The organism is Nostoc sp. KVJ20 (genome assembly GCF_001712795.1).
Taxonomy (GTDB): domain Bacteria; phylum Cyanobacteriota; class Cyanobacteriia; order Cyanobacteriales; family Nostocaceae; genus Nostoc.
The window spans coordinates 18,297-29,151 of record NZ_KV757642.1; the positions used below are offsets into that span (position 1 = coordinate 18,297).

At 40.4% G+C, this 10,855-nt stretch carries 17 protein-coding genes; 14 read left to right on the plus strand and 3 right to left on the minus strand.

All coding sequences use genetic code 11. The features are described from left to right. The first annotated feature begins 77 nt into the window (after positions 1-77). From A4S05_RS21065 to A4S05_RS21085, 5 genes are all read left to right on the plus strand, one after another. The gene (locus A4S05_RS21065) at positions 78-746 is read left to right on the plus strand and encodes a hypothetical protein (RefSeq protein ID WP_069071752.1); all 669 of its coding nucleotides are present in this window, start codon (positions 78-80) and stop codon (positions 744-746) included. Positions 747-754: 8 nt separating this feature from the next. Then, positions 755-1,096, plus strand: a complete 342-nt coding sequence (locus A4S05_RS21070) for a hypothetical protein (RefSeq protein ID WP_069071753.1) — start codon at positions 755-757, stop codon at positions 1,094-1,096. Between the two features lie 60 nt (positions 1,097-1,156). Then, entirely contained in the window at positions 1,157-1,507 is a 351-nt protein-coding gene (locus A4S05_RS21075) for a hypothetical protein (RefSeq protein WP_069071754.1), read from the plus strand. A 64-nt stretch (positions 1,508-1,571) separates the two neighbouring features. Then, positions 1,572-1,994, plus strand: coding sequence for an EVE domain-containing protein (locus tag A4S05_RS21080; RefSeq protein WP_069071755.1), 423 nt, complete (start codon positions 1,572-1,574; stop codon positions 1,992-1,994). Positions 1,995-2,086: 92 nt separating this feature from the next. Then, entirely contained in the window at positions 2,087-2,794 is a 708-nt protein-coding gene (locus tag A4S05_RS21085; protein ID WP_069071756.1) for a hypothetical protein, read from the plus strand. Between the two features lie 325 nt (positions 2,795-3,119). Here A4S05_RS21085 and A4S05_RS21090 read toward each other — a convergent pair whose 3' ends face one another. The 3 genes from A4S05_RS21090 to A4S05_RS41790 all read right to left on the minus strand — a co-directional run bounded on the left by A4S05_RS21090 (position 3,120) and on the right by A4S05_RS41790 (position 4,753). Beyond that, positions 3,120-3,941 (minus strand): hypothetical protein, encoded by an 822-nt coding sequence (locus A4S05_RS21090; protein ID WP_069071757.1) that lies wholly within the window; start codon positions 3,939-3,941, stop codon positions 3,120-3,122. A 302-nt stretch (positions 3,942-4,243) separates the two neighbouring features. Continuing rightward, complete coding sequence (locus tag A4S05_RS21095; protein WP_069071758.1) at positions 4,244-4,489, minus strand: helix-turn-helix domain-containing protein; 246 nt, start codon at positions 4,487-4,489, stop codon at positions 4,244-4,246. 126 nt (positions 4,490-4,615) lie between these two features. After that, on the minus strand, positions 4,616-4,753 hold the full coding sequence (locus tag A4S05_RS41790) for a hypothetical protein (RefSeq protein ID WP_176727058.1): 138 nt from the start codon (positions 4,751-4,753) through the stop codon (positions 4,616-4,618). Between the two features lie 355 nt (positions 4,754-5,108). Here A4S05_RS41790 and A4S05_RS21105 point away from each other — a divergent pair, with 355 nt between their 5' ends. From A4S05_RS21105 to A4S05_RS21145, 9 genes are all read left to right on the plus strand, one after another. Then, a complete protein-coding gene (locus A4S05_RS21105; RefSeq protein ID WP_084227180.1) occupies positions 5,109-5,906 on the plus strand; it encodes a hypothetical protein in 798 nt (265 codons plus the stop codon). After that, positions 5,907-7,007, plus strand: a complete 1,101-nt coding sequence (locus tag A4S05_RS21110; RefSeq protein ID WP_069071761.1) for a DUF5895 domain-containing protein — start codon at positions 5,907-5,909, stop codon at positions 7,005-7,007. It abuts the gene before it with no gap. Positions 7,008-7,250: 243 nt separating this feature from the next. Further along, positions 7,251-7,523 carry a hypothetical protein gene (locus A4S05_RS21115; protein WP_069071762.1) on the plus strand — a complete coding sequence of 91 codons (273 nt, stop codon included), beginning with the start codon at positions 7,251-7,253 and terminating at the stop codon, positions 7,521-7,523. 44 nt (positions 7,524-7,567) lie between these two features. Further along, entirely contained in the window at positions 7,568-7,984 is a 417-nt protein-coding gene (locus tag A4S05_RS21120) for a hypothetical protein (RefSeq protein WP_069071763.1), read from the plus strand. A 22-nt stretch (positions 7,985-8,006) separates the two neighbouring features. Beyond that, on the plus strand, positions 8,007-8,366 hold the full coding sequence (locus A4S05_RS21125; protein ID WP_370684472.1) for a hypothetical protein: 360 nt from the start codon (positions 8,007-8,009) through the stop codon (positions 8,364-8,366). A 168-nt stretch (positions 8,367-8,534) separates the two neighbouring features. Then, positions 8,535-9,608, plus strand: a complete 1,074-nt coding sequence (locus A4S05_RS21130) for a hypothetical protein (RefSeq protein ID WP_069071764.1) — start codon at positions 8,535-8,537, stop codon at positions 9,606-9,608. Positions 9,609-9,749: 141 nt separating this feature from the next. After that, on the plus strand, positions 9,750-10,193 hold the full coding sequence (locus tag A4S05_RS21135) for a DUF1257 domain-containing protein (RefSeq protein WP_069071806.1): 444 nt from the start codon (positions 9,750-9,752) through the stop codon (positions 10,191-10,193). 2 nt (positions 10,194-10,195) lie between these two features. Further along, on the plus strand, positions 10,196-10,402 hold the full coding sequence (locus A4S05_RS21140; protein ID WP_069071765.1) for a DUF2997 domain-containing protein: 207 nt from the start codon (positions 10,196-10,198) through the stop codon (positions 10,400-10,402). 42 nt (positions 10,403-10,444) lie between these two features. Further along, positions 10,445-10,702, plus strand: a complete 258-nt coding sequence (locus A4S05_RS21145) for a hypothetical protein (protein WP_069071766.1) — start codon at positions 10,445-10,447, stop codon at positions 10,700-10,702. The last annotated feature ends 153 nt before the right edge of the window (positions 10,703-10,855 follow it).

A 10,855-nucleotide genomic window follows, 5' to 3' on the forward strand; every position in this document is an offset into this window, starting at 1 on the left:
ATTCTTAGAGGAAAAGTTAGCGATCGCACTCCGAAGCAAGAAAATCTAGTGTGTACAGTAAATAATGATGATTTAGTATGACTGCAACAAACCTTTTAGACCAGGCAAAACAGGGTGATACTCAAGCAATTGTTAGCCTGATGAATAAAGCCCTAGAACCCAAAGGCATAACAGTTCAGGTAAGTATCAAAAATGATAGCCTCACCATAACGGCTGAAGCTAAGGAAGTTCCAGAACAATCATTTTTTGTTGATTATGTTCAAAAATCAATAGCTAAGTTAAATTTAGCCCGAATCAAATTTTTATATATTCGTGGGCAGGTAAATGGTAGTAAGTTTCCTGCTTGGCGACAAACTATTAACTTAAAAGAGCATGAGGTATTAGCAACACCGATTATTAACGCACAAATTTCTTCTGTCAATTCAAAAGATAAAACAAACCAGTTTAATATATTCAACATTTTAGTTCAATTTAGAGAAGTAATTAATACTGTATTTTTAGGGGGAATACTAGGGATACTGGTTTTTAATTTGTGGTGGCAACGACAACCCAAAAATTTGCAATATGAATATAAAATTGAAAGCTTTGACGATATTGTTTTTGATATAGGCATAAATAAATTGGGCGATGAAGGGTGGGAATTGGTTTTTGCGCGTAGAGCCTTGACTGGAGAGGAGTATTCGCGCAAAGGAATCTATGAGTGCATTTTTAGAAGAGCCAAACTTAAAGAATCAAATCAACAGTAATCATAATCATGGATGAAATTGTTGCAAAATTAGCAGGAGTTGGATTACCAGCCATTGTACTTCTCATCGCAATGGCATCAACTGGGTTAGCTGGTGCTGCTGCAATTACTGCGGCATTAGCCATGTTAGGGCCAGGCGGAATGGTGGGCGGTATTGTATTACTGGGAATAATAGGTTTAGCATCAGATGCACTAACCAAATATGGATTGACAGCACTACTCCAGGGAATTTACGAAGAGAGAAGGAGAAGAGGTGAATCATTACAAAACCTATGTAGGGAAATTGATGGTTTACCCATTACTAATGAACTCAAATTAGTTATAAGGAACCATATTGGTTGCTCTCGTTAATCGGGGTAAATTAGCATCTGTTCAGAAACTTAAGGGTATTGATATTACAAGGAAAGTGCAATGTCTAAGCATAACAAAAACTTTCATACGGTCAAAGAAAATGGAATTATTATTTTACATTCCAACCATTTAGGTGATGTTGTAGAGGTTAGCATCAACAAAGAAGAGCGCCGATTTTACGGTATTAGAGAAGATGGTTCCTTGATAGAACATGAGGGTGATTGTGGAAATGATTTTGCTCAACCCGTAATGCTTTATAAAATATACTATTGCTTTGGAAATGACACTTGGGGAGTAGGATATCGAATTAAAGATACGAAAGACAAAAAGTGGATGGATGGTTTTAAAACAGCTAGAGAAGCTTGGTTATATAGAGAAGCATTAATTGCCGATGGTATAGCTAAAAGATAAATAAGAATCACGTACCAAAAGCGATCGCCCACCCACCAAATTCTTAAAGGAAAACTACCAAACAATGACCTACTGGCTGTTTCAAGGCAACCCCAAATATTACCGCATCATAGACGGCATCCGTGACTTTGAGCAGATGCCCTGGCTGACAACTCGCTACGCCAAAGACATTGCTCCTGGTGATGGGGTACTGATTTGGAAATCTGGAGATAAAGCAGGGATTTATGCGATCGCCGAAATTATCGAATCCTCTAAGAATATCGAAAACCCTACTGATATCGGCTATTGGATTGACACTAGTCGCGCCATGAATACAACCTACTCCAAAATCCGCTTTACCAGCAAGTTGTTAGACAAGCCACTGCTACGCGAAGACCTCAAGCTTGACTCTGTGCTAAAGACCTTGATGGTGATTCGTCAGCCAAACGCTACAAACTACAAGGTTACACAACAGGAATGGCAACGTGTACATGAATTAAGAGGATAGCGATCGCTCATTCGTAAGGAAAAACTAACAGTAGAGGTGATCGCCCTCCAGATGATTAAGTAAACATTGCAACAAACTAGATAATTATTTATATGAGTGAACCTATTTCATTAACGGTACTTTTCGGAGCTTCTAAAGGATTTATTGACATTTCCATAAGGCTAGCTAAAGCTTTAAAGCTAATAGAATCTATTGAAAGTAAACTTGACCTTTTGACGCAGGTAGAATTTAATGCTGCTTGGAAAACACTTTTTCATGCGTGTAATTCTAGCTCTTCTGATGAACAAAAGTCCCTTCTGATTAACAATGCTAGGATCGGTTTTACTAAAGCTACTTGTCTTGAAAAGGGTGAGCGGCTTTTTTATACTTACTTAGGATTAGCAATTTGTGATTATTTACTTGATGATATGAATAATGTTAAAACAGCTTTAATAGAGGCTACAAAAATTAGTATATATAAAGACATTTATCAACAAGAAAGAGATTTATCTCTTGGCTTTAATAAGTATGGCATTAATTCCATTATAAATAGTTATAATCCTGCAAATATGTTAAATCTCATAAAAGGTATATTTGCATATCCATTGCTTCTAGCACATAAAACAGAAATTAAAAAATATAATAAATCCAAAAGTGATTTGATTACCCATATTTTAAAAAAAATAAATGCTGAACAACAAATGATTATTATGGTAACAAAAGCTAATCAGCCAAGCGTTGTATTTACAACTTTAGAATCAAAATCATTGGAGTTGATAAATTTACAGAAACAATGTCTAGAAATAATAGCTAATATTTGATTTTCAATATTTATAGATCACTTCGCTCGTCATAGGTATAGCTCCCTCCTATTTGTAAGGGAAAACGGTAGTGGTAAATATGTAGTGACAATAAATTTAGGCGCAACAGCAAGAATTCTAATAATGAATAACCAATAGCCAAATCCCCTCACGGGGACTGAAACATTAATTAGTTTGTTTGACTAGTTGGTAGCGTTTGAGTTTCCACCACCAAAAACCTTGATTCCAGCTATTTGATTAACAAATAAACTCTTAAACCCTTGCCCCATCTAAAGATAAAAAATAGGCTTGATTTTTCTCTTAGCAAAGTGATGGAAGAGCGTTATTAAGCAACTTCGGTTGTCCAAGGAAATCGGCTCAAGTTGGGGCGTTGGGCTTCAAAAAAAATGAACTCGTTTTCATTCCAGTCGAGATGAAGGGTAAGACGAATTTTGTCAGGGTCTACTCTTTCAACGCTTTTATCGTGCCAACAGTTAGCGCCTGTTAGCTGCCTGTCGAAAGACTCTGTAGAAATCTCTGCTATGGCTGCGCTTGATGCCGCATTTTCAACTGCTGTGACTGAAACGGAAGTTTTTTGCTCTTCCTGATCAACTAAAAACAATCTGTATGCAGGCTGTATCTGCACAAGGCTGACAAAATATTTGATGATTTCTGGTACAGCTTGTTGAAGAGTGAGGCGATCTTCATCCAGCATGATTAACTGATCCTCTAATGTCGGGTATGAAAATAGGCGATCGCGCACAGCAATATTGGTTTGTCTAACTCCTGAAATATTTAAGCTTTTTTGTAAGCATCGGATACTGTTTATAATCCTGTGCTGAAGATAAACTTCAATGCCAAAGCTTGAATAAAATTCTTCACCTATATTTTCAGAGGGTTGGCCTTGTTGTCGCACTTTGGTAAAGTTATACCAAACTTGAGGATTAGACATAATCCGGTAAATCATTAGCTCATCTTCAGCACTACCCTCCAGTCCGGCTATCGCCAAGTAAACTTGCTTGTTTAGTAATGAAGGGTAGGTGAATTTGTGACAGTTAGGGGCTTTTATGTGAACACAGTCCCAAAGCAGGGAGGATAACCCTTCAGTAGTGAACAGATGAGGGTTATCTTGGAGGAGTAATTGAAAAACTGGTACTGGATTATACATGTATTTAGTTTTATGGCGATATGATGGAGCTAGCACATTGTTTAATCGCCAGCGTTTGTAGTTGTGTCTAGTTAAATATACTTAAACTAATAGTTTGACAGATACATAATTTTTTGGTTGGTTTAAATCTAATTTATATCGGTTTTAGATAGCTTCAAATTCTTTATTTAGTGATAAATCTCACGAATGCCACTACAAGGCTACTCTTGCCTAACTTTTGAAAATTCTCTAAGTTAGACGTGGCTATCCTTCGCAGAAGGGCTAGTGAAGGCGATCGCGCTCTTGGCGGGGAGCGATCGCTTTTAATTACGGGAATTGGGTACGTGAGTTACTAACTCCATCAAGCTGATTTCTGTGTCTGCCAATTTATTAAGGGCATTACAGAGATTGTCCAGTGCTTCACCATCTAGGCGTGGCATAGTTTCTGCTTTTCTTAGATTTGTCACTGAGTTGGGATGCACACCCAATTCGGCCGCTAGCTCTTTTGATTTTATTTTGTACCTAGCCATAACTTCTCGTAACTTCCAAATGATCAAAGCTTGATTCATAAAAACAACACCTTAACTTTACTTCTTCCGCCAGCATATCACATAATTATCAAAGCCATGTATTGATTTAAAACAGTTAAATAGTGATAAATCACAGTTAGACATTGACAAAACACAGTATCGCTTTTATATTGATAAGCATAAGGGTAAGGAAAGCGAACCGCCAGCACCCAGGACGCGAAAGGGTTCACAAGCCAAGCCAAGCCAAGCCAAGCCAAGCCAAGCCAAGCTAACATTCCAAGTCGAAACATAGTCTAGAGACATGATCACCGGGGTATAGCACAAGCTCTATTGAGTGGGTAAAGAAGCCTGGAGAAGCAATCAACGGACACACAGCCATTTTGAGCAAGCCTTTTATTAAAAGCAGAAGCAATCGCCTGAGTGTAGTGGCTGGCAAATAATACTATTGAAGCCGTCGGTCGCGTGACGCACTATGTCTTTTGCTTAGTAGCTCTAAGTACTGGTTAGCAGCAAGAAAAATGAGGCTTCGCCAATTCTAGATTGAGAGTGTTGTGCTGAAAGCACAACAAACTGACCAATAAAAATAGGACGATCGCTCCGTCTGGAAAACTAGCGATCGCCCTTATGCCCTCACTTATTAAATAAGAGGCAATTTATAATGATGACACAAAGTTTAGCCCCTGCGCCAACAAAAGATCCGTTAACCACGCGCGATCGCCAAATCATTGCAACTATCGTCAATCAGTCGGACTACTCAAAAGAGTGCAAGCCCGAAGATGTAGTGACTATCTGGATAAACTCGGATGATATTGTGTGGGTAAAAATGACCCACGGTTATGCTCGATACCACAAAAAATCTTTCAAACGCGCTGTTGCAGAGGTAAAAGCGAGTCTTTCTGCTCCAGTAGAGCGCAATCACAAGGAAGAAAAGGAATTAAAACAAGTTTCTGAGAAAATTGGCTTGTTAGGTGATTGTGACTGGCTATCGTCAAGCGTCCAATACCATTCTGATAAAGTAATCGGTCACGCTGGTTGTTATATCTCTCACAAGGCTCGAATATTAACCCCACCGGCTGAATGGGATTTTACACTGCCGAAGTGGAATATGCCTGCTGCCATCTGTCCAGACTGTGGTGGTCATGGGTGCGGTAACTGTGGGTATCGCGGGACTCGTGCAGAAGACTTGTGCGAACCAGTGGACGGCTACCGACTGACTTATGTAGGGCGCACTGACCTCCAGACGGCTCACAATGTATATCTAGATGGTGAGTTTTTGGGCATACTCTTCAAGGTCAGAAACGCTGAGGAAGTCTGGGAAAACGACCCCAAGACATACTACTGGCGCTGTGGCGATGGAGTGCAGCATTGGAGCGTGAAAGAGGCTGTAGAAGCACTGCGTAGAGGGACGACTCCGATTGAAGTGCCGCAAGTTCGTCAGGAGTTAGTAGCGGCGTAAGTGAAATGGTGGAAGAGAATTCTCTTCCACCACTATTTTAAAATCAGTGCCATTCGCCACTCAGAATTAGAGCTTCGCTTATTTTTTGCGAAAACTAATATTAAAGAAAGGCAAGCAGCTATTATGACAGCTTTTGACTTTGATTCTGCTGAACACAAGCTATACGAAAAGACCCCAGCAGCCAAAAGCATTCCTTCACCCGCAGGCATTTGGATTGCTTACGAAAATCAACAATTAGCAGGATGGTACGAAAATAAAGAACTAGAAGGTGGGAAAGAGTATAAAGTTCTTACTAATAAGTTGGACGAAAACGATGAAAAGATAGGCATTCCTGGCGCTCTTTATAGACAACCACGAATACTTGTGATTGGGCGATCGCCTCTGCTATATGGAAACGATAGAAAGGTGATTGGAGTTTGGCGTAGCAGTGATGGTTTGGACAAGAACGCCTACAAATTCGGTAGGCGGTATATGGTGATTTTCGTCGATGCCCAAAATCAACCTCTTCATATCGCACCAGTACAAATAACTGCTTGGGGAGTGTTTCAAGTTTCGTTTGATCAACAACTAATGGCATTCCGTGAAACCTGCGAACAAGCTTATGCAAGTTTTCAAGGCAAACATCACCAACCAAAGAATTTACTTTGGCATTCAATGTGGGTATTTTGTCCCACATTGAAAACAGAGAAACGTGAGAAAGGAGGGCAAACTTCCAATGCCTGTGTATGTAGCGGATACGAAAAACCAACTGCGCTCAACTGGGAAAGTTATTGTATTGGCAAGAAACCAATAGCTCAAGAAATTGCCCTTGTGCATAATTCCATCTGCGATTGGTGGAAAAAAGGATTGCCTAACAATAACTTACCAAAGCATACGTCTCATGCACTTGATCGCAATCAATTGATGATGGAGTCGCAACGATTAATTGAAGCTTTAGGTTGGAAAGAGGAAAAGGGCAAACAGTTTCTCATGGACAACTATGGGAAAAAAGGAAGGCAGTCCCTAACTAACGAAGAATTTGCTAACTTCGTCAACAAATTGCAGTCTATGCAAGCAAATTATGACGATGAAGTTGGTTACTGGGAGGATATGCCTTCTTAATAACTAAATACTTCTTGAGGTGATTGTAGCAATTGCATTCGCCTTTATGCTTTCCTATTTATCTTCAATTAGGGAAGCATATTTTATAAGTTCTCAAGTCTTGTTTACAGCTAATGAAGAAGGGGAAAGTGGAAGGGGTAAAGGTAAAACCTTACTATTCTACAGACGGTTTAATTCATGAATCCATTTAACCTTTCCCCCCCCCTCTTTTTGCTGTGTACTCACTACTACCAATAGCAACAAATGACTACAACAATCGTTCCACCTAGCCTCGAAAACTTACAACAGTTTTCTGACTTGTTCGACATCGAGAAACTATTGCAATCTGAAGGTTTTTTACCGTGGCTTTTAGCAAATGGCTGGAAGTACGACGACGAATCTTGTTTGATTGCAAATATCGTTGATGAGTCTACAAGTCTAGATGAAGTTTGGGACTCTGAAGAGTTTGATTTTAATGCTCTGCCTGATGAATCAAAGGAAAAACTCAATCAGATTTTTGAGCATTTCTATCTGTAATCGAATGGCACTCTCAATCAATAATTAATGCAAAGGCAACGAATATGCAACCAACAATCACACTTCCACGTGGCTACGGAATTCCAAAGTTTAATGTTGGGCAACGTACTCAACAAGGCAAAATTATTGGTATTGAAGTATTACCACATGATAGTTTGCTAGCCGAAAATTGCGGTCATGGCTACCGCTATCTAGTCATGGTTTCTCGGATGAGAGAAGAAATTAAATATCTGGAATCAGATCAGATTACGCCGCTCTCACCGTCAGAAGTAGAAGCTGAGATTCTAGAAGAAGTTGATTACTATTTAACTCAGCTTGTATTACTGCAATCCGAGTTGAAAGCTGACCTCAATATCCAGACTCCATTCGGTCAAATTAACCAACCGATTTCAACAACTAAACGTACCTCTGGAAGCGGTTCTAGATTGTCTAAACCGAAGCCACAAGAAGTTGCTGCCTGACGAAATAAGAATCAGATTATGCGTGAAAAACTCTACAGTCAGACTGATTAAATCTAACTGTAGAGAAAAATCGATTCCACAACAAATTATGGCACACTTCACTGCTAATAAGATGGAATTAAATTTGATTAAAGTCTACGACTCAACGCTTTTAAGCTCCTCAAAAGTTTACCAAATCAACGGTACGCTTTCCCGATACTTGGGTGATGAAGGTACTATCCAACATCCACAGTATCTATTTCTACCTCTGCCAAATCAAAGAAAAAAAGTCAGCTTTCGGCTAAACCGAAATAAACTCATGACTCGCTGTTATGAAGTCGAAGGTATGGTTTATGAAAAGCCTGTGGTACAGGATAATTCGCAGCAACTTCAACTATTTTAAACCATGTCCATACATAAACCACCAGTCATTAAAAGACATATTCGCCTGCAAAAAAGCTCTACAAAAGTAATCTATAGAGCTACTACAGACATTCGCTCTCTTGAGAAATCATCACAAAGAAAGCTTCGCTTAATCGAAAGTGAAAAATAATGATTGAGGTCAATAATCATGGTACAAGCAATTGACAACCCTATTGCTGCAAATTTCCTGACTGATGCAGTAGTCGAGCGCCACAATTTCTCACAGTTAAATAAAACCCGTATTCGCTTCCGTATCCAGTTAAAGAAAAGTACAAAGTCTGCCGCTCCCAAATGGGCTGATGTACTAAAAGCTGAAGTTTCTGAAATTGAATCAGACCTTGTGAAAGTTACAAATTCCGAAGTCGGTTTGCGAGGTATTAAGGTATTTAAAAAGCTTGATGAGGCTGCTGCCCAATTGAGGCAAGAGATTGCTTCAGTTCAAGAGTGGATGTCTGCTGATACTGGTGATTGGGTTTGTCCAATTGATTTAGCTCCACTTGTTTGGAATCAATTAATCAACATCAGAGATAATATCGCCCCTGGACTGCGTAATCAGCTAAAAGTTGATTATGAATCAGGACTCGAAGATTATCAAGAGCGCATTGATCAGTTCCTCTCACTTAACACTTGGGAATTAGCACAGGATAAGCAAGAATCAGTTAAAGCCAACTTGTTAAGAGCATTTCCGACTCTGACCGATCTTGAAGACTATTTGCAAGTCGTTATTGGTCGCCCGGTGATTATCCCGGCATTGTCCGAACAACTGAACCAGCAGCAAGCCGAATGTCTAGACCAGATTACCAAGTTCATTCAGCAGTATGACCAAAATCTGGAGCAAAGGCTACGGGAATCTGCTCTAGCTGGCGGTGAACAACTCGCCGCACAGTTGCTTGAAGAGTTGGCTGATTGGGAACCAGGGAGGAAACCCATACAGTTTAAAAGGAAAATGGAGCGTCATCTGATGAAGGTTCAAGTGCTACTAGCAAACGCTTCACCGGAGGCTGGCAGTAGCTTGGAGGCGATGATGGCGCACTTGGACTCTATCGTTAACGATCCAGCGATCGAGTCGAAGAATCTTGGTTCAGATACGCGCAGTCAATTACAGCAAAAAATGCAAGAGATCCGCACCAAGTTGCTAGATGAACAACGCAATCTACAATCACTTGCGACTGACGACGTGGGCTTGTCGAAAGCTACGGTGATGTCGTTCAAGTTCAGGTAAAAAACAGTCTTGGGCGGGTGCATTCGCTCAAGACTAACTAATGAATTGGAAATGTGGTGTTCACCTCTGAGGTGTTCACCTCAAAAAGGATATCTCACTCCTACTATTTTTCAAACCAATTTGAAAGCCTTGGAGCTAAAAATGTCACACTTCTCAACCGTTAAAACCAAGCTTGTTAACCGTAAATGTCTGGTACAAGCTTTACAAGATTTGAAACTGAATCCGCAAGTTCACGAAACAGCACAGCCACTAAAAGGATACTACGGTGATTCTCAAGGAAAAAGCGCTGAAATCATTGTGTCTGGTCGCACCATAAAAGCCCGTGCAGATATGGGATTTAAGTGGAATGGGTCGGAATACGAAATGATCCAGGATGAGTACGAAGTAATTAGCCGGTTAGGAGGAATGTTCTACGCCTGTCAGCTAATGCCTGCTTACGGACGGCGGATGGTTTTGGCGAAGGCTGCCGAGTTACAAGAGCAGTTTGGGGAATGTGCGATCGCTGAATCAACCAACGGCACTGTGCAAACCCTACGCCTAACTTTTGCCGGACATCAGGAAGTTCAACAGTACGTGAGGAGATAAATATGGAACGTTCAATACTGATTCATTTCGACAATGCTACAGGTGAAGTTCGAGTGGAAGCAAAGGGGTTCGAGGGGCTAAGTTGTCTTGGAGCTACACAACCATTTGAAGAAGCACTTGGAGTTGTGGAGGGCGATCGCATTTTCAAAGAAGAATCAGCACCACAGCTTCGCACTACGAACAGTAGTCAAACACGCCTACGTCAGTAATCAACACGGGGGAATCAACAAGTTCCCCCCTCAAAAACAATCATGAACGAATTAGCTAAAGAATACCCATTTGTTCACGTTTATGCCCAGCAAAAACTAAGACAACCCGTGATCATCAAAGCTAGTACAGAGGGTTTGTGCGTGCTTTTGAATGCAATAGTAACAGCGATTGCCTACCAAGAGAACAACGGTACAGCAGAAGTTTTTGACGGCGATGCCGAAGCCTATGAGGTGATCGTAAAAGTCGTAAACACACACGACGAATTATCTCCAGTTCCTTATCAAATTGAAAAACAATGAACCTCTCAAATCTTCTCTCCACACTAGATTCACAAATTCCCATTGCTGCGGTTGATGTTCTGTCGCCCGATGAAGCGACGATTATTCAGTGGTTGACTACAGAGACATCTAACAAGCTATCAAGTCCAGTTTTCTTCTGGAATCTGGGAGTAT